The organism is Achromobacter sp. ACM01 (assembly GCF_014851745.1).
GTDB lineage: Bacteria > Pseudomonadota > Gammaproteobacteria > Burkholderiales > Burkholderiaceae_B > Achromobacter > Achromobacter aegrifaciens.
In genome coordinates this window covers 23,398-49,613 of sequence record NZ_JACVAF010000008.1, presented here as the reverse complement: position 1 = coordinate 49,613, position 26,216 = coordinate 23,398, and the positions used below count along the sequence as shown (strand labels likewise).

The window sequence follows — 26,216 nt, the reverse complement described above, 5'->3', positions numbered from 1 at the left end:
GGGATCGGGTTTTTTCCGCCGGCGATCATAGCACCGGGACGCGCCGACTCACACTTTGTCACAACTGGATGCGCTCGTGCACCATGACCGGCGCGCCCTGCCGCTATCCTTGCCGCCCTGTAAATCCCTTGCGCCTTGCTCCCGCCGCGCCATCCGCCGCGCCGTCTGGATACGGCGCGCACGGCTGCGAGAATGACGCCCAAACAGACCACGATCAACACGGTGACGCTGACCTGCTCGACCTGCGGCAGCGCCCAATTCACCAAGCTGGACACCAACGAATACCGCTGCAGCCATTGCCACGCGGTCACGCTGGTCGAAGACAACGTCGCCCAACGGCTGGAGAAGATCCTGCGCGGGATGCAGCAGCCGGCTCCCAAGCCGCAGCTCGGTCCGCGCGCCATCGCGGCGGTGGCAGTCGCCGTCGCCGCCGTAATCGCCGTGCCTTTGGTCGCCTCCATGATCGGGTCCAAACCGACCGTCACACGGCAGCCGCCTGCGCCGCCTCCCATCGACGCCTCGCTGGTCAAGCTGACGGACGTGCAGGAGATCCGGGTCCGCGACCGCACGCAGCTGGTCATGATCATGCGCAACGAGACGGGCAAGAAGATCGACGTGCCGCGCGTCACGGCTTCGTTCTTCCAGGGCGACCTGTCGCTGCCGTCGAACTCCGGCTCGGCGCCGGCGCGTTCGCTGCAGCCGGGCGAGTACACGCCTGTCATCATCTCCACGCCCAGCCAGGCCTACAGCCGCTATACGCTGCAGGTCTCGCAGCCGACGCTGGCGCGGGACAGGAACAACGACGTGGCCGCCAGCAAGGTGCAGCTAGTGCGCAACGACGGCGCCTACCGCCTGGTCGGCCTCTTGAAGAACAACGGCGCCAACGAGGCCAACAGCAGCCAGATCACGGTGATGCTGTACGACGAGGACGGCAAGCTGATCGGCACCGGCAACGGCTACGGCGCCGCCAGCCCGCTGGCGCCGAACGCGCTGACCTCCTTTGACGTGCGCTGCGAGATGCTGACCGAGGGCCGGGTCGCCTCCTACGACTACATGGTGCAAAGCGAGACCCACACGGCAGCGTCTGCCGCGTCCAAGGCGGAAACGCCCGCCAGCCGCATCGTGCGCGTCAGCCCGGCCGACCCGCGAATCATCGAGCACGTGCGCCTGACGACCGCGGAACTGCTGGATCCGGACTTCGCGCTGTTCGACGCCAGCGCGCTCAAGCTGTCCGCGCCGCGCCGCCTGCTCGACGAGATCGAGCGCCCGGTCCTGTACGCCGAACTGGTCAACACCAGCGACCAGTACGTCGTCCTGTCGCCGAAAGCCAACATTACGGTGTTCGACGGTTCCAACCGGCTGGACCTGCGCCAGAGCTGGAGCCTGCCGGCGCGCCTGTACCCCGGCGAGCGGGTGCCGGTGGCGTTGACCGGCCGCGTCGACCGCTATACCGAGGTCAAGACCGACTGGCTGCCCGCCAAGCGCGCCGCCCTGCCCGGCCCGCGCCCCAAGCTGGCGGTCACGGTCGAGAACACCGAGGCCCAGGTCGGCACCGGCACCCTGAACTTCACCCACCGCTTCCGCTACAAGTACGTGACCGTGCACGGCCGCGTGCGCAATGACAGCCAGGCCGAGGTCGAGAACGTCAAGGTCTGGATCAGCCTTTACGACGCCCAGGACAAGCTGACCGGCGCGGTTTTCCAGGAATTGCGGCTGCCCAAGCTCAAGCCGGAGGAAAGCGCGCCGTTCCAGGTCGACGTCAAGCAATACGGCGGCAACTTCGCCCGGGTGGGCGTGGTGTACGACGCCGGGCCGCGCTAGGGTGCCGTCCTGCGTCGCCCTTAAGCAACAGCTATGGGCTCAAGTCTTATATAAGATATAAGACATTTGCTTGCGTCCCCCTGTTCCCTCTACAATTCGGCGAACAACCCTTCTTCCAACCCGACTTTGAGCAGGCCTCACATGCTGGATAATTACCGCCAACACGTTGCCGAACGCGCGGCTCTGGGGATCCCCCCGCTGCCCCTTACGGCCAAACAAACCGCTGAACTGATCGAACTGCTCAAGAACCCGCCCGCTGGCGAGGAGCAGAACCTGGTTGACCTGCTGACCCACCGCGTGCCCGCCGGCGTGGACGACGCCGCCAAGGTCAAGGCTTCGTACCTGGCTGCCGTGGCGCTGGGCAAGGAAGCTTGTGCGCTGATCAGCCGCGCCAAGGCGACTGAACTGCTCGGCACCATGCTGGGCGGCTACAACATTGGCCCGCTGGTCGACCTGCTGGACGACGCTGAAATCGGCACCATCGCCGCCGATGCGCTGAAGAAGACCCTGTTGATGTTCGACGCCTTCCACGACGTGAAGGAAAAGGCGGACAAGGGCAACGCCAACGCCAAGTCCGTGATGCAAAGCTGGGCCGACGCCGAATGGTTCACCAGCCGTCCGGAACTGCCGCAGAGCCTGACCATCACCGTCTTCAAGGTGCCTGGCGAAACCAACACCGACGACCTGTCGCCGGCTCCCGACGCCACCACCCGCCCCGACATCCCGATGCACGCCCTGGCGATGCTGAAGAACAAGCGCGACGGCGCCGCGTTCGAACCGGAAGAAGACGGCAAGCGCGGTCCGGTCAAGTTCATCGAATCCCTGAAGGAAAAGGGCCACCTGGTCGCCTACGTCGGCGACGTGGTGGGTACGGGGTCGTCGCGCAAGTCGGCCACCAACTCGGTGCTGTGGTTCACCGGCGAAGACATCCCCTTCGTGCCGAACAAGCGTTTCGGCGGCGTGTGCCTGGGCAACAAGATCGCCCCGATCTTCTACAACACCATGGAAGACGCCGGCGCCCTGCCGATCGAACTCGACGTTTCCAAGATGGAAATGGGCGACGTGGTCGAACTGCGCCCCTATGAAGGCCGCGCCCTGAAGAACGGCGAAGTCATCGCCGAATTCGAAGTGAAGTCCGACGTGCTGTTCGACGAAGTGCGCGCCGGCGGCCGCATTCCGCTGATCATCGGCCGCGGCCTGACCGCCAAGGCGCGCGAAGCGCTGGGCCTGCCGGCCTCGACGCTGTTCCGCCTGCCCAAGGACCCCGCCGACACCGGCCGCGGTTACACGCTGGCCCAGAAGATGGTCGGCCGCGCCTGCGGCCTGGCCGAAGGCAAGGGCATCCGCCCGGGCACCTACTGCGAACCGAAGATGACCTCGGTCGGCAGCCAGGACACCACCGGCCCCATGACCCGCGACGAACTGAAGGATCTGGCCTGCCTGGGCTTCTCGGCCGACCTGGTGATGCAGTCGTTCTGCCACACCGCCGCCTATCCGAAGCCCGTGGACGTCAAGACGCACCACACGCTGCCGGAATTCATCAGCACCCGCGGCGGCGTCTCGCTGCGCCCGGGCGACGGCGTGATCCACTCGTGGCTCAACCGCATGCTGTTGCCCGACACCGTCGGCACCGGCGGCGACTCGCACACCCGCTTCCCCATCGGCATCTCGTTCCCGGCCGGCTCGGGCCTGGTCGCCTTTGCCGCCGCCACCGGCGTGATGCCGCTGGACATGCCGGAATCGGTGCTGGTCCGCTTCAAGGGCAAGCTGCAGCCCGGCGTGACCCTGCGCGACCTGGTCAACGCGATTCCGCTGTACGCCATCAAGCAAGGCCTGCTGACGGTTGCCAAGCAAGGCAAGAAGAACATCTTCTCCGGCCGCATCCTGGAAATCGAAGGCCTGCCCGACCTGAAGGTCGAACAAGCCTTTGAACTGTCGGACGCTTCCGCCGAACGTTCGGCCGCCGGCTGCTCGGTGCGCCTGAACAAGGAACCGATCATCGAGTACATCAACAGCAACATCGTGATGCTGAAGTGGATGATCGCCAACGGTTACGAAGACGAGCGCACGCTGGGCCGCCGCATCAAGGCCATGGAAGCCTGGCTGGCCGACCCCAAGCTGCTGGAGCCGGACGCCGACGCCGAATACGCCGCTGTGATCGAGATCGACCTGGCCGACGTGCACGAGCCCATCGTGGCCTGCCCGAACGACCCTGACGACGTGAAGACGCTGTCGGAAGTCGCTGGCGCCAAGATCGACGAAGTGTTCATCGGCAGCTGCATGACCAACATCGGCCACTTCCGCGCAGCCTCCAAGCTGCTGGAAGGCAAGCGCGACATCCCGGTCAAGCTGTGGGTCGCCCCCCCGACCAAGATGGACGCCACCCAGCTGACCGAGGAAGGCCACTACGGCGTGTTCGGCACCGCCGGCGCCCGCACGGAAATGCCGGGCTGCTCGCTGTGCATGGGCAACCAGGCACAGGTGCGCGAAGGCGCGACCGTCATGTCGACCAGCACCCGCAACTTCCCGAACCGCCTGGGCAAGAACACCAACGTGTACCTGGGTTCGGCCGAACTGGCCGCCATCTGCTCGAAGCTGGGCCGCATCCCGACCAAGGACGAGTACATGGCCGACATGGGCGTCATCAACAAGAGCGGCGACCAGATCTACCAGTACCTGAACTTCGACAAGATCGCGGACTACAAGGACGTGGCTGACGTCATCGAAGTCTAAGCATCGGGCAGCGCAACCTGGCTGCATCGCCTGCAAGACGGCCCCGGAGCAATCCGGGGCCGTTTTTCTTTGCCTGGCGCATGCGGCACGGGTCGGAGAATTTCAGGGACGGAACTTTTTCCGCGATACGTTTTCATACAATCGCGGTAACTTGTGACATCCGCCCCCAACCCTGCCCCGATCTCCGGAGGAAGACCGCCAATGACCCGGCTTTTGCTGCCGCCGCTGCTATTGCTGGCGCTTGCCGGCTGCGCCACCGCGCCGCCCTCGAATCCCGAGAACATCTGCGCCATCTTTCGCGAAAAGCCGGACTGGCACGATGCCGCCCTGAAGGTGCAGAAGAAATGGGGTGCGCCCGTGCCGGTGCCCATGGCCATGATGTACCAGGAGTCCTCCTTCAAGCATGACGCCGTGCCGCCGCGCTATTACTTCCTGGGCTTCATCCCCTGGGGACGCGTCAGTTCCGCCTACGGCTACGCCCAGGTCAAGGACGAGACCTGGGACGACTACAAGAAAGATGCCGGCGGCTGGGGTTCCAGCCGCGACGACTTCGCCGACGCGCTGGATTTCATGGGCTGGTACATGAACAAGACCCAGCGCATCAACGGCGTGTCCAAGTCCGACGCCTATGGCCAATACCTGAACTACCACGAAGGCTGGACCGGCTACCGCAACCGCAGCTACGACCGCAAGGCCTGGCTCAAGACCGTGTCGCAGAAAGTGCAGGCACGGGCCCAGAAGTTCGCCGCGCAGTACAAGAGCTGCGAGAGCGACCTCACGCGCGGCGGCTGGTTCTGGTGAACGCCGCCGCCTGAACTCAGAAGTCCATGCTCGCGCTGAGCGAGAAGGTGCGCGGTCCGCCCAGCACCAGATAGCCGTTACCCGGATAACCGCCCACCGACGACCAGTAGTTGCGGTTGGCGATGTTGTCCACGCGGGCGCGCAGGGTCACGACGTGGCCGTCCACGTCCATCATGTAGCGCAGGCCCGCATCGAAGCGGGTCCAGCCCGGCACCTTGAGCGTGTTGGCGTCGTCCGCGTAGGACGAACCGGTATAGACCACGCGGCCATCCACCGCCAGGCCCGGCACGCCGGGGATGTCCCATTCCACGCCCATGTTCGCCTGGAAGCGCGGCACGCCGATCACGCGGTTGCCGTCGATGGACGGGTTGCCGGTGGAGCGCTGCGTGGCGTCCAGCCAAGTCAGGCCGCCCAACAGGCGCACGCTCTTGACGGGCTCGCCGTACATGGTGAGCTCCACGCCCTGATGGCGGTCCTTGCCGGACGTGGTCAGTTCGTTGCTGGCGTTGTACATGGCGCGCGGCTTGTCGGTCGAGAACAGCGCGAGTCCCGCGCCCAGTCCGTCGCCTTCATACTTCGCACCGATTTCCTTCTGCTTGGAGACGAAGGGCGGCAGGCTCTGGCCGGCGTTGGGCACCGGCTTGCCGCCGGCATTGGCCGGGGCGGTCGGTCCCGCGACCAGCGCCTCGATGTAGTTCGCGTACAGCGAAACGCTGGGCGCGACCTTGACGACCAGGCCCGCGGCGGGCGAATTATGGCTGGCGTCGTAGGCGCCGTTTTCCTTGCCGGTGTTGTACGCGTAGTCGCGTTGCGACAAGCGCTGATGGCGGATGCCCGCCGTGAGCAGCACCTTGTCGTCCAGGAACGACAGCGTGTCGCCGATGGCGTAGCTGCTCAGGCGGGTGCGGCCTTGCAGCGCCGGATCGTCCAGGTCGTTGCCACGCAGCGCGGTGGCGCTGAATGGCGGCTTGTCATACGAAATCGGGTTGTAGATATTGGTGGGATACGTGTTCTGCCAGTCCATCACATAGGCATTTTTCTTCTTCAGGTCGAAGAAGGATGCCGACACGACGAACTCGTGGCCTACCGGCCCCGTGCGCAGTTTGCCGCGCAGGCCCAGTTCGCCCGTGTTCACGCTGTCTTCGCGGGTATTGTCGAAGCGGTAGAAGGTGCCCGCCCCCGTGCTGCCGTTGGTCAGCGTGACGTTGCCCAGCGAATTCGCTTCATCGCTGCGGCGCATGCCAAAGGCCGCGTAGGCGGTCAGCTTGTCGCTGAAATCATGTTCGCCGCGCACGGTGCCGAAGACGTCGCGCTCGTTCGAATACGACCAGGGCTGCGCATAGTTGGAGCTGGCGTCGGGCGCGTCGGGCACCTTGGTGACGCCGGCGCCCAGCGTCACGTTGGGACGCGCGCGCTTGAGCTTGTTCTCCTGCCAGCCGATATCGGCAGACAAACGGGTGTCGGCCGAACGCCAATCCAGGCCCAGCGATACCAGGCTGGTACGGGAATGTTCATCGTCGATACCGGTATCGCCGCTGCGCTGTGCGGCGTTGAGCCGGATGCCGGTGCTGTCGCCCGGGCCAAAGCGGCGAGCAATGTCGGTGGACAACTGGAACTGCCCGCCGCTGGACACGCCGGTGGTAACACGGGTCAGAGGTTCGTTCGGTGCGCGCTTGGGCACCAGGTTGATCACCCCGCCGATGCCGCCGCCGCCGGGCGCCGCGCCCGTCAGGAAGGTGGACGCGCCGCGCAGAACCTCCACGCGTTCGAACAGTTCGGTGGCGATGTATTGGCGCGGCAGCAGGCTGTAGAGGCCGTTGTAGGCCACGTCGTCCGAACCCAGGATGAAGCCGCGGATGAAGTACGACTCCTGGAAGTTGCCGAAGCCGCGCGCCACGCGCACGCCCGGGTCGTTCTGCAGCACGTCGCCCACGCTGCGGGCCAGCCGGTCCTGGATCAGTTCATTGGTGTAGCTGGTGATGCTGAATGGCGTGTCCATCAGGTCCTGCGTACCCAGCAAACCGACGCGGCCGCCCCGGGCGACCTGCCCGCCGGCAAAGGGTTCGGCCAGGCCGCCGGCCGAGGCATCGGCGCTGGCTTCGACCTTGATGGCGTCCATGGAAACGACGGAGCCGGCCTGATCGGACGCGGATTGGGCGTGGACAACGGGGAGATAGCACGGCAGCGCGGCGGCCATGCAGGCAAGAGTTCGGATTTTCATGTCGGGAAGTTCGCAGGCAGAGATCAAAATCCCGATGGGGTCACGCGCGCACTAAGAATTACGGATGCGTCTGGAATGTGCCGGAAGGCCAGGGCCTTGCCGGGCCGGCTGCACCAAAGGGGACTGGAATTGCTGAGCGCCCCATTCTACGGCAAACGGAATCATTCTCATTTATGTTACTTTTTGTTTGAGAATGTTCGTTGCCCGGGCGCCACAGCTGCCGCTTGTGGCGCCCTGCTCTTTCCGGCGGGTCTATCGGCCGCCCGCGCGAGGATCGTAGTCCGCCGCCGCCATGGGTTCCAGCGGGTACAGCGGCCGCGCGCGTCTGCGGAATTCGAACAGCGACCAGTCGGAGCTGGTCACGCCGGGGCTGTCACATTCGACCAGCGCCTGGGAGATCGGCACGAACACCGGGCGGCAGTACATGCGCGACTTCACCAGCACGTAACGGGCGCGGGACGGATCCAGTCCAAGACTCTGGAACACGCCCAGATCCCAGGGTTCGTGGGTCTGCTCGGTCAGCACCAGCTGCGCGGCGCCTATGTCCAGCACCGCGCTGCGGCCCATGCAGGCCAGTTGCCCGGTATAGGTCGGCCCGGTGATCAGGTACTCGCCATTGCTCAGCGCGCGCACGGTGCCGCGCAGCGTGACGGGCTGCGCCTCCCGGCCGATTTCGCCGATGGCGCGCTTGTTGCCTACCGGCAGCTCGACCGTGGCGCCGACGCCGGCGCGGGTCAATTCGGCCACCGCCTCGGGATCGCAGTACAGCCCCGCCTGTATGCCTTCCAGGCCCGCATCCAGCGCGGCCATCAGCACGTCCAGGGTGTCGCAAGTGCCGCCGCTCATGCAATTGTCGCCATGGTCCAGCAGCAGCACCGGCTTGCTTGCGCCTTCGGCCAGGACCTTGGCGCGCGCCAGCGACTCGGCCAGCGGCTCGCTGTCATAGAAGAATCCGTCGCGCTGCTCCCAGATCAGGGAGGCGATCTCGCCCGCCACGCGCTCCGCCTCGGCGCGGTCGCCGTCGGCCACCACGACCACGCTGACGCAGGGATGCGGGATGTCGGCCAGGCCGAAGCCCGCCAGCACCGACACGCCCAGCGCCCCCGCGGCCTCTGCCTGGCGCGCCGCTACGACGGCGGCGCGCATGGCGCCTTCGGCCGTGTTGCTGCGCAGGGAATGCGACACCAGCGGCAACCGGCGCCACGCCATGACCGGCTTGCATCGGCCGTCGATGCCCGCAAACAGCAGCCTGCCGGCGTGTTCGCCGGTTTCGTACATGTCGATGTGGGGATAGGTCTTGAAGCTGACGATGACGTCGGCGTTGTCCATCATCTTCTGCGTGACGTTGCCGTGCAGATCCAGCGCCACGGCAACCGGCACGCCAGGCGCGGCGGCGCGCAGCCGTTCAAGCAGGTCGCCCTCGCCGTCATCGGTGGTCTCCACCGCCATGGCGCCATGCAGGTCCAGCAGGATGACGTCGCAGCCCGGCGCTGCGGCCACGATGCGGTCGCATAGCTCGGCATAGGCCTGGCCATCGACGCGGCCGCTGGGATAGGCGGTGGCCGACACGGGGGTGACCAGTTCGGCGCCGCGCGCTTCGGCCAGGTCGATGAACGCCGACATCGCGGTGCGCTTGCCCTTGTTCTCTTCATAGGCCGCCGCATCGTAGGCGGGGCCGCCGTTGCCGAAGGCGGACAGCGGCGTGGGAACCGGCGAGAAGGTATTGGTCTCGTGGTTCAACCTCGCGATCAGCGCCTTCATTGCGCGCCCCCACCGGAAAACTGGATGCGCCCGCAGCAGCGCAGCATGGCGTGCAGCAGCACATTGCAGCCCGCCTCCAGGTGCTCGGGCTGCGCGTCCTCGATCTCGTTGTGGCTGATGCCGTCCTTGCACGGCACGAAGATCATGGCGGTGGGCGCCACCCGCGCCATGTAGACGGCGTCATGGCCCGCGCCGCTGATCACGTCCAGCGAATCCAGGCCCAGCGTGGCCGCGCCGTCGCGGATCGCCTGCACCAGGCGCGGCTCGAAGGGCTGCGGCGGGAAGTACACGACCTCCTTGCTGTCGACCTGGAAGCGGCCCGGCTCGGCCAGTTCCTCGCAGACGCGCGCAAACGCCGCGGCCATGCTGTCCAACGTGGCGTCGTCGGCGGCGCGCAGGTCTACGGTAAGCGCCACGCGGCCGGGAATCACGTTGCGCGAGTTCGGGAAGCTGTCGATGCAGCCAACCGTGCCGCGGCCATGCGGCGCATGCTCCAGCGCGATCCGGTTGACCTCAAGCACCAGCCTGGACGCGGTCAGCAAGGCGTCGCGGCGCAGTTCCATGGGCGTGGGCCCCGCATGCGCCTCCTGGCCGGTGATGGCGACGTCGTACCAGCGCTGCCCCAGGGCGCCCTGCACCGAACCGATGGTGATGCCGCGGTCCTCCAGGATGGGGCCTTGCTCGATGTGTGCCTCGAAGTAGGCGCCGACATCCCCGGGCCGCGCGGGTTCCGGACCGGCGTAGCCGATGGCGCGCAGCGCTTCATCCACGCTGACGCCGTCGCGGTCGCGCGCAGCCAGCGCGTGCTCCAGCGTGAAAGCGCCGGCGTACACGCCGGAACCCATCATCACGGGTACGAAGCGCGAGCCTTCCTCGTTGGTCCACACCACCACTTCCAGCGGCGCCTCGGTGGCAATGCCGCGTTCGTGCAGCGTGCGCAGGACCTCGATGCCTGCAAGCACCCCATAGTTGCCGTCGAATTTTCCGCCGGTGGGCTGGGTGTCGATATGGCTGCCGGTCATCACGGCGGGCAAGTCATCGCGCAGGCCGGGGCGACGCATGAAGATGTTGCCGATGGCGTCCACGCGCACACTGCAGCCCAGCTCGCGGGCCCAGGCGCAGACCAGGTCGCGGCCCTGCCGGTCCAGGTCGCTCAGCGCCAGCCGGCACACGCCGCCCTTGTCGGTGGCGCCGATGCGGGCCAATTCCATCAGCGAATTCCAGAGGCGGCTGCCATCGATGCGGATGCCGCTGACGGCCTCCAATGTGTTCATTTCCATGGTGTTTCCCTTGCTTCGGTTGCGCGGCGCAGGCGGTCCCTAGACGCCCACGCCCAGGTATCGGTCCTTCACGTTTTCGTCCGCCATGAAGGCCGCGTTGCTGCCTTGGTAGACGATGGATCCCTGCTCGATGATGAAATGACGGTCGGCCAGCTGCGTGCAGACTTCCAGGTTCTGCTCCACCAGCAGGATGGTGACGCCGGCCTGCTTGATGGACTTGATCTGCGCCACGATCTCCTCGACGATCACCGGCGCCAGGCCTTCGACCGGCTCGTCCAGCATCAGCACGCGCGGATGGTTCATGAGCGCGCGCCCGATGGCCAGCATCTGCTGTTCGCCGCCGGACAACTGGCCGCCGCCGTTCCTGCGCCGCTCCTTCAGGCGGGGAAAGATGCGGTAGACGTCTTCCAGCTGCCAGGGCGAATCGCGGCGCATGCCCAGCTTGAGGTTTTCCTCGACCGTCAGCAGCTTGAAGATGCCGCGGTGCTCGGGCACCAGGCAGATCCCCATGGACGCGATCTTGTGCGCCGGCAGCCCGGCGATGTCGCGTCCGCCGTAGCGCACCGCGCCGCCCTTGGGCGCGATCACGCCGGCGATGGTCTTGAGCGTGGTCGACTTGCCCGCGCCGTTGCGCCCGAGCAGCGTGATCACCTCGCCCTGCGGCAGCTCGAGCGACACGCCTTGCAGAATATGGCTCTTGCCGTAATAGCTGTGTACGGCGTCGACATGCAGCATCATGCCCGGCCTCCCGTGATCATGTTGCCCAGGTACGCGGCGCGCACCCGCTCGTCGCTGCGGATCGCGGCAGGCGTGCCTTCGACCAGCACGCGGCCCTGCTGCATCACCGTGATCGTGTCGGAGATATCCATCACGATGTTCATGTTGTGCTCGATCAGCACCACCGTGTGATCGTCGCGCAGGCTGCGGATCAAGCGCTTCATCTCATCCAGGTCGTCCACCCCCATGCCCGAGGTGGGCTCGTCCAGGAAAATCGCGCGCGGCCGGGCGGCCAGCGCCATGCCCACTTCCAGGCGCCGCTGCTGGCCGTGCGACAGCGCGCCCGCCGCCACCTTGGCCAGCCGCGACAGGCCCAGCCGTTCCAGCGCCGCGTCGACGATCTCGCGCTGCGCCCGCGGGCCGGTGGGCGTATGCCAGCAGTCGAAAGCGCCGGCGCGATGCGCGCCCTGCGCCGCCAGCCGCAGGTTCTCCTGCACCGACAGGTTGGCGAACAGGCTGGTGACCTGGAAAGAGCGCGCGATGCCGCGCTGCACCCGTTGATAATCGGCCTCCTGCGTCACGTCATGGCCGTCGAACACGATGCTGCCCTCGCTGGTGCGCAAGGTGCCCGTCAGCGTATGGAACAGTGTGGTCTTGCCCGCGCCGTTCGGGCCGATGACGGAGTGCACCGTGCGCGGCTGCACTTGCAGATCGACCCCATGCAGGGCCACGAACTTGCCGAAGCGCTTGACGATGCCCCTGGCCTGCAGCAGCGGCGCGGAATGTTGCGGATTCATGCGCGTCCCTCCTTGGCGGCCGGCTCGCCGCCGGCAGGCTTGCGCCGCAGCGCCAGCCAGATGCGTTCTCCCAGCCCCCACAGCCCCTTCTGCATGAACAGGCTGACCGCGATCAGCAGGAAGCCCAGCAGCATCAGCCAGCGCGGCCACAAGGTGGAAAGCCAGTCCGCGAACAGCACGTAGAAAGCTGCCCCCAGCACTGAAGCGAACAGGTTGCCGGTGCCGCCGATGACCGTCATGACCAGGATCATCTCGCTGCTGTGGTATTCAATGCTGGACAGCGGCGCGATGCCGGTCATCATCGCCAGGAAGGCGCCCGCCAGCGCGGTGACGGCGCCCGAGATGGCGAAAGCCGCCAACTTGAAGAGGCGCACGTTGTAGCCCACCGCCATGGCGCGCGCCTCGTTGTCGCGGATCGCCAGCAGCGTGCGGCCGAACACCGAGTTGGTCACGCGCAGCAGCAGCCAGAATATCGCCAGGAAGCACACCGCCACGAAGGCGTAGAACTGCCAGGGCGTGGCCAGCGGCATGAGCTGCAGGCCCGCCACCGACAGCGCCGGACGCGGCACGTCCAGCAGGCCATTGTCGCCGCCGGTCAGGTCAGGCAGGCTGTACGCCAGGAAGTAGAACATTTGCGCGAAGGCCAGCGTCAGCATCACGAAGTAGGTGCCGCGCTGGCGGATGGCGAACCAGCCCACCAGCGTCGCGCCCAGCGCGCCCACCGCCATCGCCGCCAGCAACGCCAGCGGCATCGGCAGGCCGGTACGCGTCAACAGGATGCCGGCGGCATAGCTGCCCAGGCCGAAGAAGATGCCCTGGCCGAACGACAACAGCCCGGTGAAACCCAGCAGCAGATTGCAGCCCAGCACCGCCAGCGCGTAGATCAGCACTTCCGTGGCCAGCGAGCCCGACTGCACGCACAGCGGCAACAGCAGCACCACGGCCAGCGCCAGCAGCAATTGGGCATGAGATTTCAAGCGCGTCATCATCCTCTCCCCATCAGGCCGTGGGGACGCAGCAGCAGCACCGCCGCCATCGCCACATAGATCATCAGCCGCGCGCCTTCCGGCCAGAGCGTGCTCATCACGCTCTGCACCACGCCGATCAGGAGGCCGCCGACCAGCGCGCCGAAGAAGCTGCCCATGCCGCCCACCACCACGATGACGAAGGCGATGCCCAGGGCCTCGATGCCCATGAAGGGTTCGACGCCGCGTATGGGCGCGGCCAACACCCCGGCCAGGGCGGCGGTCGCCGCGCCCAGCGCGAAGACCAGGCTGAACATGCGGAACACATTGATGCCCAGCATGGACACCATTTCGGTCGATTCGCTGCCCGCGCGCACCGCGCTGCCCAGCCGCGTGCCTTCCAGCACATACCAGAGCAGCAACGAGAAGACAGCGGTGAAGCCGATCACGAACAGACGGTACTTGGGATAGATGAAGCTGCCCCACATGACCACGCCCTGCAGGGCCGAGGGTGCGGCGACGTTGTCGCCTATCGGCCCCCAGATCACGATGACCAGTTCCTGCAGGACCAGCGCCAGGCCGACGGTGATCAGGATGTGGAATTCATGCGCCTGCGCGTAGACGTGGCGCAGCAGCACTTTCTCCACGACCCAGGCGCCGGCGCCCACCAGCAGCGGCACGATGGCCAGCGCGAGCCAGAAATTCAGGCCCCATTGGATGGCCTGGAAACAGAAGTAGGCGCCCAGCAGATAGAACGCCCCGTGGGCGAAGTTCACGAAGCGCAACAGACCGAAGACGATGGACAGGCCGACTGCCAGAAGGAAGTACAGCATGCCTACCCCGATCCCATTGATGATCTGGAGGAGATAGACGTTCATGGGTATGCCCGATGGAGGTAACGGAAGGCCGCGGGGCGCGCGGCGGCCGCGGACGCGGCGCGCCCACGGCCGCCCGCCTCAGGGGCGGGCTACAGCTTGCAGCCGGTTTCCGCGGGCGGCAGGAAGGAACGGCCGCTATGCACGATCTCGGCGTAATCGTCCTTGTCCTTCATGTCCTTCTTGGCGCGGCCCTTGAGCAGGTAGTAGTTCTTCAGGACCTGGTGGTCTTCCTTGCGGATTTCCTCCTTGCCCGTCAGGCCCTCGTAGGCCATGCCCTCCATGACGGCGATCACCTTGGCCGGGTCGGCGCTGCCGGCCCGGGCGATGGCGTCCAGCATGATGCGGGTGCAGATGTAGGAGCCCGCCAGGCTGTAATTGGGATTGGCGCGCGTCTTGTCGCGGGACAGCTGTACCAGTTCCTTGTTGAGCGGCGAGTCGATGCCGTGCCAGTACTGCGCCCCGAAGTACACGCCTTCGCACAGGTCCGCGCCCAGGCCTTCGAACTGTTCCAGGCCCGAAGCCCAGGCCACCAGGATGGTGCAGTTCTGCTTCATGCCGAAGCTGACGGCCTGGCGCAGCGTGTCGGAGGACTGCGAGCCGAAGTTCAGGATCAGCAGCACGTCCGGCTTGGCGGCCATGGCGTTGGTGAGGTAGCCGCTGAATTCCTTCTCGGTCAGCGAGTGATAGCTGTTGCCCACATGCTCGATGCCCTTTTCCTTGAAGATCGCCTTGGCCGCGCTGAGCAGGCCGTCGCCGAACACGTATTGCGGCGTGATGGTGTACCAGCGCTTGGCGTTGGGCAGCTTTTCGAGCAAGGGACGCACGGTCTGCTCGATGGCGCCAAAGGTGGGCACGGACCAGCGGAAGGTGGCCCGGTTGCAGTCCTTGCCGGTGATTTCGTCCGCGCCCGCGGTGGTGATGAAGACGCCGCCGGCGCGCTCGACTTCCTTGCCCATGGCCAGCGCTTCGGACGACAGGATGCCGCCGGCGAAGAACTTGACGCCCTTCTGTTGCGAGACTTCCTGGACCTTGCGCACCGCCGTGGCCGGCTTGCCCTCGGTGTCCAGCACGGTATAGGCCAGCGGCCGGTCCAGCGCGCGGCCATACTGCTCCAGCGCCAGTTTCATGCCCAGGTCGGCGTATTTGCCGTTGGCGGCAAAGGCGCCCGACATGGGCACCGGACACCCGAACTGGATGGCGTCGGCTTGCGCCAGCGCGGACCGGGCGGTCCAGAGTGATCCGGGCACGGCGCCAAGCGCGGCCAATTTCAGCAGGTTGCGGCGATTCAAGATGGTTCTCCCTGGCTGCCGCTGGCGGTGCCGCGGCATATTGACGATGTCGAGCGCGCACCATGCGCGTCCCCATTCCGACTCTGTCTGCTCCAAGCTCCCGTGCCAGGGCTGCCGCCGCGTGGGCGTACTCGCAAGTCCCGGCGCTCATGCCTATACTGCGACTACCATCCTATTTATCATGATAAATAGGATTATTATCATGATCAGTTTGGCGAGCCGGCTCTGTCAATAGCGGGCGCATCAGGTATAACCCGGGGTCCGCGCAGAACCCGCCCGGGGCATGCCCCGCGCACACCACGCAGCAACGGAGGAACGCAATGGCGTTCAACAGTCACGACCTACAAGCCGCGGGCGCGTCGAGTCCGCCCAAGCGCAGCGACCTGGTCGCCGAAGAGATCAAGCGGCTGATCACGGCCAAGAACCTGTTGCCGGGCGACAAGCTGCCGCGCGAAAGCGAGCTGCAAAGCATGTTCTCGGTCAGCAAAAGCACCATGCGCGAAGCGCTCAAGTCGCTGGAGGTGCAGGGGCTGGTCAAGGTCAGCACCGGACCGGGCGGCGGCGGCACCGTGGTCGAGGTGCCGCTGGACCGCACCTTCCAGCTGATGCAGAACTACCTGTTCTTCAAGGAAGTGCGGATCGAGGATATCTACCAGGTACGCAAGCTGCTGGAGCCCGAGCTCGCGGCCAGCGCGGTGCCGTTCCTGACGGACGCGCATTTCGCTGCGCTGGAGGAGAACATCGCCTGCTGCGATCCGTCGGCCGAGCACGTCGATGACCCGCTGGCGCAGCGCCAGGAAGAAATCAATTTCCACGACATCTTCGCGGCGGCCTGCCCCAACCCGTTCCTGCGCTTCAGCTGCGAGATGACCAATGAAATGATCCGGCAGCTGACCGTGTTCGACAACGAGATGCCGCTATCCGAGCAGCAGCGTTTCGGCAGCGCCAATACGGGCTTTCACCGCAAGATCCTGGCTGCGGCGCGCGAGCGCGACGTGGAAAAGGTGCGCGACTTGATGAGCGAACACATGCAGGACGCGATGCGTTCGGTCAAGCGCATGCACGGCAAGCTCGAAGGCCGGTTGATCCTAGACTCCGAGATGTCGCGGCGCAATGTCACGCGCAAGGCGCGCCGCGGCGGCAAGAAGGCCTGACGGCGCCGACGGCCAGGCGGCGTGGGCCGGCCGGCCGTGGCCGCCTCAGTCCAGCTTGATGTGATTGGCTTCGATCACCGCGCCCCAGCGCTGGCGGTCTTCCTGCACGTAGGCATCGATTTCTGCCTGGCTGCGGGGCGCCTGGATCACCAGGCCCAGGGGTTCAAAACGGCCGCGGAATGCCGGATCCTTCAGCACCTTGTCCAGCGCCGCCTGCAAGCGCTGCGCTTCGGCCTGCGGCACGGCGCGCGGCACGGCCAGACCGAACCAGGTGGCGGCGCGGAATCCCGGAAAGCCGCTTTCCGCCACGGTCGGCACCTCCGGCAGCACGGCCAGCCGCTCGCTGGTCGTGACGGCCAGCGCCTTGATCTTGCGTTCCCGCACCAGCGGCAGCGAGGTGCTGATCACGTCCACCATGAGCTGCGTGTCATTGCCCATCAGCGAGGTCAGGGCCGGCGCGCTGCCGTTATACGGGATATGCGCCACGTCCATGCCCGTGCGCGATTTCAGCAGTTCGGTCGCCAACTGCAGCGGATTGCCTATGCCCACGGAGGCGTAGTTCAGTTTGCCGGGCCGGGCCTTGGCATAAGTGACGAACTCGGCCAGCGTGCCCGCTGGGACCTCGTTGTTCGCCACGACCACCAGCGGCAGCTCGGCAGCGATGCCGAACACGCGGAAGTCGCGCGCGGCGTCATAGGCGATGCGTTGATAAAGCATGGGATTGAGCACCATGCTGGCGTTGCTGGCGAGGAAAACCGTGTATCCGTCCGGCGCCGACCTGGCCACCTGGGTCGCCGCGACCATGGTATTGGCGCCGGGTTTGTTCTCCACCACCACGGGTTGCCCAAGGTCGCGCGACATGCCTTCGGCCAGCACCCGCGACAATTGGTCCGCGGAGCCGCCCGGCGTATAGGGCACGACCAGTTTGACCGGTTTGTCCGGAAATGCCGCCAGCGCGGCGGCCGGAGCCGCGAGCGCGACGATCGCCGCGGTCGCGATGCGACGCAGCCTGAGGTTCAGCCTGATTGCCATGCCTGTCTCCCTTGTGGGTTTTGTTGTTGCGGCGATGCGCCGCCCTGCTATACCTGGCGCTGCCTGCCCGCCCAGAATTCGGCGCGCAGCCGGCGCTTGGCGATCTTCCCGTTGTCGTCGCGCGGCAGTTCCGCGCGCAGTTGTAGTTCACGCGGCACCTTGTAGCGCGCGATCCGTTCACCCAGCCATAGCCTCAGCGCCTCGGGGTCGGGCGCGGCGCCCGCCGAGGGCTGCACCAGCGCCATCAGCCGCTCGCCGTATTCGTCGTCGGGCACCCCGAACACCGCGCAATCCGCCACGCCCGGATACTGCATCAGCTGGTGCTCGACCTCGGCGGGATAGATGTTCACGCCGCCCGAGATCACCAGGTCCGATTCGCGGTCGCACACATAGAGATAGCCGTCCGCGTCCAGATAGCCCAGGTCGCCCAGACCGATGAGTCCGTCCTTCTCCACGTCGGCGCGGGCCTGCGGGTTGTTGCGATAGGTGAAGTCCGCGTAGGCCGGCTGGCGCACGTGGATCCGCCCGACCTGGCCCGCCGCGCAGGGCGATCCGTCTTCGCCATAGATCCTGACCTGCGCGCCGCCGATAGGCCGGCCGGCGCTACCGGGATGGGCGAGCGCTTCGTGCGAATCGATGACGGTGACCATGCCCGCCTCGCTCGACGCATAGGTTTCATGGATGACCGGTCCCAGCCATTCGATCATGGCGCGCTTGATTTCCGGCGCGCAGGGCGCGCCGGTCGAGGCCACGAAGCGCAGCGACGACAGGTCGTGCGCCGCGCGGGTGGCGGCGTCCAGCTTCAAGAGGCGCACGTACATGATGGGCACCAGATATACCGTATCGATGCGATGCGCCTCGATCAGGCGCAGGACTTCCACGGGATCGAACCTGTCCGTCAGCACGAAGGTCTCGCAGACCCGCAGGGCGACCTGCGCGAATACGCTGGGCGCACTGTGGTAGATCGGCGCGGGCAGCAGCGCGCGCGATCCCGGGCGCAGGCCGTAGGCCGCCTCCACCACCGCTTCGACCTGTTGCAGGTGGCGCCCCAGGTGTTCCAGCGGGAACGGCGCGCGCACCACGCCCTTGGGCCGACCGGTGGTGCCCGAGGTATAGGCCATATGACCGCGCGGCGCCACGCGCGGGCCGTCGTAGGGCAGTTGGCGGTCGCGCCAGGCGTCGTAGTCGGCATGCCCTGATTGCGCCGCGCCGGGACCGGCCAGCAGCACCGGCAGGCCGGCGGGCAGCGCATCGCGCAGCGGAAGCCACAGGTCGTCGTGCGCGACCAGCAGGCGGGCGCCGCTGTCTTCGATGAGGAATGCCACTTCCGCCGCGGTGAAATGCCAATTGATCGGGCAGTAGTAGCAGCCCAGCCGCTTGCAGGCCTGGATGATCTCCAGATAAGGCAGGCCGTTGCGCAATAGCACGGCGATCACGTCGCCTTCCCGCACGCCCATTGCCGCCAGCCCGGCGGCAACCTGTTCGCCGCGTGCGGCCAGCGCCGCGCCCGACAGGCGGTCGCCGCCCGCGTGGATGGTGCTGCCTGTCATGCGCCCCCCGTGCTGCGCTGCGCCTTGTCCTGCGCGGTGCGCGCTTCGATGGCCTGGCGCGCGGCGGCCCAGTCCGCGTCGCTCCATTCCGCGTACTGCTTGAAGTAAGCGCCGTTGGCCAGATAGTCGCCGCCGTCCAGCGCAATGGTCTGGCCGTTGATCCAGTCATAGCCCGGACTCAGCAGGAAGGCCGCCAGCTCGCCGATGTCATGTCCGGTGCCCAGGCGCCGCATAGGATTCTGCTGCGTCTGCGCGTCCGCGCCCGAGTCCTTGGGCCGCAGCCGCGCGCTGGCCCCTTCGGTCGGAATCACGCCCGGCGCGATGGCGTTCAGCCGGATGCCGTGGCGGCCCCATTCGATGGCCAGCGACTTGGTCATGGCGTCTATGCCGGCCTTGGACATGGCCGAGGGCACCACGAACGGCGAACCGGTCCAGACCCAGGTCACCACGATGGACAGCACCGCCCCGCCCGTACCTTGCGCGATCCAGCGCTTGCCCACGGCCTGGGTCGTGTAGAAAGTGCCGCGGAACACGGTGTCGGCAATGGCGTTGAAGCCGCGCGGCGACAGTTTTTCAGTGGGGCTGATGAAATTGCCCGCGGCGTTGTTGATGAGGCCCGTCAGCGGACCGTGCCCGGTCCAGATGGCGTCGACGGCGGCGTCCACGGCCTCGGCATCCCGGATATCCACCGCCTGAACGTGGACCTCGGCGCCGTAACGTGCGCGCAGCCCGGCGGCGGCTTCTTCCAGCACGGCGGCGCGGCGTCCCCACAGGTGCAGCGCGGCGCCCAACGACGCCAGGCGCTCGGCCATGGCGTAGCCCAGGCCGGTGCCGCCCCCGGTGACGAGGATGCGCTCGCCGCGAAATAGATCGGCGCGGAACATGGTTTGCGGGGACATCCCGCCGGACGGGTTATGGGGCATGGTCTGGTCTCCTTTGCGATGGTGGCCAGAATATCAACCGCCGCCACGCCGCGACAATCCCGCAGCTTGCGTAAACTATGTTTCCTCACAGTCAACAATAGGACTGCGCATGCCCGCCCTGCCCGCGCTGGACCTCAACCTGATACAGCTGTTCGTCACCATCGTCGACGCCGGCACCTTGAGCGAGGCGGCGGTGCGCCACGGCGTGACCCGTTCGCACGTGAGCCGCAATCTGCAGAAGCTGGAACGCGCCTTCGGCGCCCAGCTCATCCGCCGCAGCACCCGGCGGCTGGAACTGACGCAACAAGGCTCGGTGCTGTACGAGCACGGCGCGCGCATGGCGCACGAAGTCGAATCCGCCCGCCATGCGTTGCAGAAGCTCGGTTCCGAGCCCGCGGGCCACGTCCGGCTGAGCATCCCCACCGGATTGGGGGAACTGGACCAATTGCGTCCACTGCTGGTGAGCTTCGCCCTGCGCCATCCGTCGCTGACCTTGCGCGTGCTGTTCTCAAACCGGGTGAGCGACCTGATTTCGTCGGAAATCGACGTGGCATTGCGGGTCATGACGACCCCGCCGCAGGATTACGTGGCGCGCGCGCTGGGCGACGTCAAATGGGTGCTGTGCGCGGCGCCCTCCTATCTGCAGCAGTTCGGCCCGCCGGCTCATCCGCGCGATCTCGGCCGCCTGCACTTCCTGGGCCCGCCCGACCCCAGGCCCCAGGTCACGCTGCGGCTGCGGCGCAAGGACCAGCTGCATGAGGCCAAGCTCGCGCCGCGGCTGCAATCAGAGTACTTCCCGTTCCTGGCGCAAGCCGCGCGCGCCGGCGCGGGCGTCGCGCTGCTGCCGGCCTACGTGGTGCATGAGGATCTTGCCGCGGGCCGGCTGACGCCGGTGCTGCCCGCATACCAAGCCCTGGGGCCAGGCGACAAGTTGTTCATCCTGACCACGCCCAACCCTTATCCATCGACCGCCCAGCGCGCGGTCGTCGATTTCCTGCGCAGCGAGCTGACCGTGCTGCTGCGCGAATTCCTTGCGTAGACCCGCCTTCCCTCGCAGGGCCGCAACATCCGCGTAGGACTTTCTTGATAAAAGAGGCTTGCGACCCGCGCACGCCTCGGCCAGAGTATCGGTTTGGGCCAACGGCCGCCCGCCCCTGATCGCAGTAGGGGAACTTTGGCGGTTCGCTCAAGTCTTATATAAGATATAAGACATACGGCCGCGCAGGCGCCAGTCTCACATAGAATGACAAATGCGCAAAAACGCCAGAAAATGCCGGCTTCAACCGGGCAAAACCACGGAGTCCATCATGCCGCACAACACCCTAGACACCCTCAAGAATTTCAAGATCGGCAATAAATCCTGTCAGTACTATTCGCTGCCGGCGCTGGGCAAGTCCCTCGGCATCGACGTGCAGCGGCTCCCGGTTTCGATCCGCATCGTGCTGGAATCCGTGCTGCGCAACTGCGACGGCAAGAAGGTCACCGAAGAGCACGTCAAGCAGTTGGCGAACTGGCAGGCCAATGCCAAGCGCGAAGACGAAATTCCGTTCGTGGTGGCCCGCGTGGTGCTGCAGGACTTCACCGGCGTGCCGCTGCTCGCCGACATCGCCGCCATGCGTTCCGTAGCCGACAAGATGGGCAAGAGCCCCAAGAGCATCGAGCCGCTGGTGCCGGTGGACCTGGTGGTGGACCACTCGGTCATGATCGACTACTTCGGCACCAAGAATGCGCTGGACCTGAACATGAAGCTGGAATTCAAGCGCAACCAGGAGCGCTACCAGTTCATGAAGTGGGGCATGCAGGCGTTCGACACCTTCGGCGTCGTGCCTCCGGGCTTCGGCATCGTCCACCAGGTCAACCTGGAATATCTGGCGCGCGGCGTGCACCTGGACAAGAAGAACAACGTCTACTACCCGGATTCCCTGGTGGGCACCGACAGCCACACCACCATGATCAACGGCATCGGCGTGGTGGGCTGGGGCGTGGGCGGCATCGAAGCCGAGGCCGGCATGCTGGGCCAGCCCGTGTACTTCCTGACCCCCGACGTGGTCGGCGTGGAACTCAAGGGCAAGCTGCGCGGCGGCGTCACCGCCACCGACCTGGTGCTGACCATCACCGAAATGCTGCGCCGCGAGAAGGTGGTGGGCAAGTTCGTCGAATTCTGCGGCGAAGGCACCGCCAGCCTGTCGGTGGCCGAACGCGCCACCATCGGCAACATGGCGCCGGAGTACGGCGCCACCATGGGCTTCTTCCCGGTCGACGAGCGCACCATCGACTACTTCCGCGGCACCGGCCGCACCGAAGACGAAATCGCCGCCTTCGAGGCCTATTTCAAGGCCCAGAAGATGTTCGGCGTGCCCAAGGCAAAGGACATCAATTTCACCAAGCTGCTGACGCTGGACCTGTCCACCGTCGCGCCGTCGCTGGCGGGCCCGAAGCGTCCGCAGGACCGCATCGAAATCGGCAACGTGAAGAACACCTTCATCGACCTGTACTCCAAGCCGGTAGCTGAAAACGGCTTCAATCAGCCCGCCGAAAAGCTGGGCCAGACCTTCACCACCAGCGCTGGCACCCAGGTCAAGAACGGCGACGTCCTGATCGCCGCCATCACGTCCTGCACCAACACCTCCAACCCCAGCGTGCTGCTGGCGGCCGGCCTGCTGGCCAAGAAGGCCGTGGAAGCCGGCATGACGGTGCCCAAGCACATCAAGACCTCGCTGGCCCCCGGATCGCGCGTGGTCACCGAATACCTGACCAAGACGGGTCTCCTGCCCTACCTGGAAAAGCTGGGCTTCGACGTGGCCGCCTACGGCTGCACGACCTGCATCGGCAACGCCGGCGACCTGACCCCGGACCTGAACGAAGCCATCACCGGCAACGATCTGATCTGCTCGGCCGTGCTCTCGGGCAACCGCAACTTCGAGGCCCGCATCCACCCGAACATCAAGGCCAACTTCCTGGCCTCGCCCCCGCTGGTCGTGGCCTACGCCCTGGCCGGCACCGTCACGCGCGACCTGATGACCGAGCCCGTGGGCCGCGGCAAGAACGGCGACGTGTGGCTGGGCGATATCTGGCCGACCACCGAGGAAATCGAATCGCTGCTGAAGTACGCCCTGGATCCCAAGGCCTTCGAGGCCAACTACGGCCAGGTCAAGAGCAATCCCGGCCAACTCTGGGAGAACATCAAGGGCGTGACCGGCGACACGTACAACTGGCCTGATTCCACCTACATCGCCGAGCCGCCCTTCTTTGACGGCTTCGGCATGACGCCGGGCGCGATGCCGACGGTCAAGAACGCCCGTGCGCTGGGCGTGTTCGGCGACTCGGTCACCACCGACCACATCTCGCCGGCCGGCTCCATCAAGGAGACCTCGCCCGCGGGCAAGTGGCTGAAGGAAAACGGCGTCATGAAGGCCGACTTCAACAGCTACGGCTCACGCCGCGGCAACCACGAAATCATGATGCGCGGCACCTTCGCCAACGTGCGCATCAAGAACCTCATGATTCCGGCGCTGCCGGACGGCAGCCGCTTCGAGGGCGGCGACACCCTGTTCCAGCCCACCGGCGAACAGATGTCCATCTATGACGCAGCCATGAAGTACGTCGGCGCGGGCACCCCCACCGTGGTGTTCGGCGGCGAAGAGTACGGCACCGGCTCGTCGCGCGACTGGGCGGCCAAGGGCACCCAGCTGCTGGGCGTGAAGGCCGTTATCACCCGCAGCTTCGAACGCATCCACCGCAGCAACCTGGTCGGCATGGGCGTGCTGCCCCTGCAGTTCAAGGGCGCGGACAGCGTGCAGTCGCTGGGCATCACCGGCGAGGAAACCTACGACATTTCCGGCCTGGAAAACGGCATCAAGCCGATGCAGGACGTGACGCTGACGATCACCCGCAAGGACGGATCGAAGCAGGACGTCACGGTGCTGCTGCGCATCGACACCCCGATCGAGGTGGACTACTACCAGCACGGCGGCATCCTGCCCTTCGTGCTGCGCCAGCTGCTGGCTGCCTGATCTCCTGACAGGCAAGGCAATGGCCCGGGAACCGCGAGGTTCCCGGGCCATTTTCATTGCGGCCTGCGCGGCGCCGCGGCCGCGCTTGGGATCAGTCCGCGAACTCGTAGGCATCCATCGCCAGCGCGCCGTACGAGATTTCGTCGGTCAGGCGCCGGAAACCGGCTCCGCCCGCACCCAGCGCCACATACAAGGGCATCAGGTGGTCGTCGTGCGGATGGGCCTGCGCCGCGCCCGGCGCCTGGGCCTCCCAATCCAAGAGCGCCGGCAGGTCATGGCCGCCCAGCTTGTCCGCGTACCACTGCTGGAAAGCCGGCACGTAAGGCAGCGCGGGCGCGTCTTGCGGCATGCGCACGTGGCGCAGGTTATGCGTCAGCGAACCGGAGCCGATGACCAGGATGTCTTCGTCCCGCAGCCGGGCCAGCGCGCGGCCCAGTTCCAGTTGGCCAGCCGCGTCGCGCCCCATGTCCAGGGACAGTTGCACCACCGGCACGTCCGCTTCCGGATAGAGGTAGCGCAGTGGCACCCAGGCGCCATGGTCCAGCGGCCGTCGGGGGTCCAGGTCTGCAGCGATACCCGAGTCGGCCAGCAGGGCCTGCACCCGCGCCGCCAACTCCGGCGAACCGGGGGCTGTGTACTGCAATTCATAGAGTTCCGGCGGAAAGCCGCCGAAATCGTGCCAGGCCACCTGGCGGTCGCGGGTGGACAGCGCCAGGCCCTCGCCCATCCAGTGCGGCGAGACCACCAGGATGCCCTTGGGCTTGCGGCCCTGCTCGGCGCTCCAGGCGGCGAGCGCCGGGCCGGTCAGTCCGGGTTCCACGGCGAGCATGGGGGATCCATGGGATACGAAAAGCGTAGGCCAACGCATGGCGGTGCCTCCTGATATTGAGTAGATGGCTAGATTTTCCGTCGATTCTTCTCAGCAATAAACCCCTTGGCTCGGCATTATCTGTTGCTTATTTAGCATCAATCACACCGTCGCGCCGTTGTTGCGCCCCGCCGCCGGAGGTGCGCGCCGCCGTCCGCGCCGGGCGTTAAACTACACAGTTGCACACTTACTGGACGCTCCCCGAAGTTATGGCCCGATCCCGCAGCCAATCCGCTCCCCGCCTCACCCGTGACGCCGCCAAACTGGTCGCGCTTGCCCAGGCGCTCAACCGCTCGGGCAGCCGCCTCGAAGACGTGTTCTGGGAGAACCAGCTTGGCGTAGCGATTCCGAAGCTGCTGAAGGCGGGGCAGGATGCCCCCCTGGAAGCGGCCCTGGACCACCTCGCCCAGAGCGACGTGGGCGCATACGAGATCCTGATCGAACAGGCCGAAACCCTGTCCGAATCGATGAAGATCGAGAAAAATGGCGTCCACTACGACATTTTGCTGGTCGTGGCCCCCATCGTCGCCTGGACCCGCTACGCCATTCCGACCGGCCCGATCGCCGCCGGCGCGCAACAGGCCCTGATGGCGCAATTGCATGGGCATGTCCTGTCCAGCAAGGCCCGCAGCTCGCTGATGCCGGTGCTGGTCAGTGTGGACCAGATGCCGCGCACCTTCTCCGAAACCTGGCAATGGCTGCAGCGCCTGGGCACCCAGGCGCTGGGCGCAGAAACCGCCAAGCCCGCCTTGAACACCGAGACCGAAACGGCCAACATGCTGGCCGATACGCGCTACATCGTGGCGGCCGTCGCGGTGCCCGAAGGCGAGCCGATCTTCCGCTGGCAGGAACAGCTGGGCGAAGCCGACGCCAGCCGCGATGCCTGCCAGGAACAATGGGCGGCGCAGGCCCAGCCGACCCTCGCCAATCTGCTGCCGGGCTGCGGTTTCGAAGCCCTGCTGCCCGACGCCTACTATGTCAGCAACCGTGAAGCCGACCGGCGCGTGCGCCCGCTGTCGCTGCGTGCAGCGGTCAGCTGGCTCGAGGGCGCGGTCAGCCTGGAAGCCTCCCAGTTGCGCGCGGTGGTGGCCGGCTGCGGCGAAAGCCGCATCGACGAGTACCGCATCGGCTTCACCGCGCGCAGCAGCAACGACGTGTACTACGGCTGCGTCTGGCCGCTGTATGGGCGCGAGGAAGACCTGCCGGCTGACGAAGGCCAGCCCGACGTGGTGGACGAGATCGCCGCGCTGCTCAAGGAATACGGCGTCACTGAAGTGCGCCGCATCCCCGGCGTGCTGCCTCCCGAGTACTGTGAAGACTGCGGCGCGCCCTACTTCCCGAATCCGCTGGGCGAACTGGTGCACGCCGAACTGCCCGAGGACGCGGAAGCCTCGCCGGCCAAGTTCCACTAGG

At 66.4% G+C, this 26,216-nt stretch carries 19 protein-coding genes; 7 read left to right on the top strand and 12 right to left on the bottom strand.

Annotated features, from left to right (window positions below):
* Positions 1-192: 192 nt before the first annotated feature.
* From IB268_RS31140 to IB268_RS27655, 3 genes are all read left to right on the top strand, one after another.
* The gene (locus tag IB268_RS31140) at positions 193-1,821 is read left to right on the top strand and encodes an FxLYD domain-containing protein (RefSeq protein ID WP_225589273.1); all 1,629 of its coding nucleotides are present in this window, start codon (positions 193-195) and stop codon (positions 1,819-1,821) included.
* A gap of 141 nt (positions 1,822-1,962) precedes the next feature.
* Complete coding sequence (gene acnB / locus IB268_RS27660; RefSeq protein WP_054452959.1) at positions 1,963-4,554, top strand: bifunctional aconitate hydratase 2/2-methylisocitrate dehydratase; 2,592 nt, start codon at positions 1,963-1,965, stop codon at positions 4,552-4,554.
* A gap of 201 nt (positions 4,555-4,755) precedes the next feature.
* The gene (locus IB268_RS27655; RefSeq protein WP_054452962.1) at positions 4,756-5,355 is read left to right on the top strand and encodes a hypothetical protein; all 600 of its coding nucleotides are present in this window, start codon (positions 4,756-4,758) and stop codon (positions 5,353-5,355) included.
* A 16-nt stretch (positions 5,356-5,371) separates the two neighbouring features.
* On the opposite strand, the gene IB268_RS27650 is transcribed toward IB268_RS27655, so the two are convergent.
* The 8 genes from IB268_RS27650 to IB268_RS27615 form a co-directional block, all read right to left on the bottom strand.
* Positions 5,372-7,576 (bottom strand): TonB-dependent siderophore receptor, encoded by a 2,205-nt coding sequence (locus tag IB268_RS27650; protein ID WP_175214125.1) that lies wholly within the window; start codon positions 7,574-7,576, stop codon positions 5,372-5,374.
* A gap of 252 nt (positions 7,577-7,828) precedes the next feature.
* On the bottom strand, positions 7,829-9,337 hold the full coding sequence (locus tag IB268_RS27645; RefSeq protein WP_192355140.1) for a M81 family metallopeptidase: 1,509 nt from the start codon (positions 9,335-9,337) through the stop codon (positions 7,829-7,831).
* Positions 9,334-10,617 carry a Zn-dependent hydrolase gene (locus tag IB268_RS27640; RefSeq protein WP_192355139.1) on the bottom strand — a complete coding sequence of 428 codons (1,284 nt, stop codon included), beginning with the start codon at positions 10,615-10,617 and terminating at the stop codon, positions 9,334-9,336. The genes IB268_RS27645 and IB268_RS27640 overlap by 4 nt, the downstream gene beginning before the upstream one ends.
* Before the next feature lie 39 nt (positions 10,618-10,656).
* The gene (locus tag IB268_RS27635; RefSeq protein ID WP_054452969.1) at positions 10,657-11,355 is read right to left on the bottom strand and encodes an ABC transporter ATP-binding protein; all 699 of its coding nucleotides are present in this window, start codon (positions 11,353-11,355) and stop codon (positions 10,657-10,659) included.
* The gene (locus IB268_RS27630; RefSeq protein WP_192355138.1) at positions 11,352-12,131 is read right to left on the bottom strand and encodes an ABC transporter ATP-binding protein; all 780 of its coding nucleotides are present in this window, start codon (positions 12,129-12,131) and stop codon (positions 11,352-11,354) included. The genes IB268_RS27635 and IB268_RS27630 overlap by 4 nt, the downstream gene beginning before the upstream one ends.
* Positions 12,128-13,117 carry a branched-chain amino acid ABC transporter permease gene (locus IB268_RS27625; protein ID WP_192355137.1) on the bottom strand — a complete coding sequence of 330 codons (990 nt, stop codon included), beginning with the start codon at positions 13,115-13,117 and terminating at the stop codon, positions 12,128-12,130. The genes IB268_RS27630 and IB268_RS27625 overlap by 4 nt, the downstream gene beginning before the upstream one ends.
* On the bottom strand, positions 13,117-13,974 hold the full coding sequence (locus IB268_RS27620) for a branched-chain amino acid ABC transporter permease (RefSeq protein WP_054452975.1): 858 nt from the start codon (positions 13,972-13,974) through the stop codon (positions 13,117-13,119). Before IB268_RS27620 ends, IB268_RS27625 begins: the two co-directional genes overlap by 1 nt.
* 89 nt (positions 13,975-14,063) lie before the next feature.
* Positions 14,064-15,263, bottom strand: coding sequence for an ABC transporter substrate-binding protein (locus IB268_RS27615; RefSeq protein WP_054452977.1), 1,200 nt, complete (start codon positions 15,261-15,263; stop codon positions 14,064-14,066).
* Positions 15,264-15,583: 320 nt separating this feature from the next.
* Between IB268_RS27615 and IB268_RS27610 the strand changes: the two genes are divergently transcribed.
* A complete protein-coding gene (locus IB268_RS27610) occupies positions 15,584-16,417 on the top strand; it encodes a FadR/GntR family transcriptional regulator (protein ID WP_054452979.1) in 834 nt (277 codons plus the stop codon).
* Between the two features lie 45 nt (positions 16,418-16,462).
* Here IB268_RS27610 and IB268_RS27605 read toward each other — a convergent pair whose 3' ends face one another.
* From IB268_RS27605 to IB268_RS27595, 3 genes are read right to left on the bottom strand one after another with little or no spacing between them, the layout of a single operon-like run.
* Positions 16,463-17,449, bottom strand: a complete 987-nt coding sequence (locus IB268_RS27605) for a tripartite tricarboxylate transporter substrate binding protein (protein WP_054452981.1) — start codon at positions 17,447-17,449, stop codon at positions 16,463-16,465.
* A 47-nt stretch (positions 17,450-17,496) separates the two neighbouring features.
* Positions 17,497-18,999 (bottom strand): AMP-binding protein, encoded by a 1,503-nt coding sequence (locus IB268_RS27600; protein WP_192355136.1) that lies wholly within the window; start codon positions 18,997-18,999, stop codon positions 17,497-17,499.
* Entirely contained in the window at positions 18,996-19,883 is an 888-nt protein-coding gene (locus IB268_RS27595; protein WP_054453670.1) for an SDR family oxidoreductase, read from the bottom strand. Before IB268_RS27595 ends, IB268_RS27600 begins: the two co-directional genes overlap by 4 nt.
* Before the next feature lie 148 nt (positions 19,884-20,031).
* On the opposite strand from IB268_RS27595, the gene IB268_RS27590 reads away from it, so the two are divergent.
* A complete protein-coding gene (locus tag IB268_RS27590) occupies positions 20,032-20,961 on the top strand; it encodes a LysR family transcriptional regulator (protein ID WP_082400873.1) in 930 nt (309 codons plus the stop codon).
* Positions 20,962-21,229: 268 nt separating this feature from the next.
* Positions 21,230-23,935, top strand: coding sequence for an aconitate hydratase AcnA (acnA, locus tag IB268_RS27585; protein WP_054452985.1), 2,706 nt, complete (start codon positions 21,230-21,232; stop codon positions 23,933-23,935).
* 91 nt (positions 23,936-24,026) lie between these two features.
* Here acnA and IB268_RS27580 read toward each other — a convergent pair whose 3' ends face one another.
* A complete protein-coding gene (locus IB268_RS27580) occupies positions 24,027-24,803 on the bottom strand; it encodes a class III extradiol ring-cleavage dioxygenase (protein WP_119450010.1) in 777 nt (258 codons plus the stop codon).
* A gap of 209 nt (positions 24,804-25,012) precedes the next feature.
* On the opposite strand from IB268_RS27580, the gene IB268_RS27575 reads away from it, so the two are divergent.
* Entirely contained in the window at positions 25,013-26,215 is a 1,203-nt protein-coding gene (locus tag IB268_RS27575; RefSeq protein WP_054452990.1) for a DUF2863 family protein, read from the top strand.
* The last annotated feature ends 1 nt before the right edge of the window (position 26,216 follow it).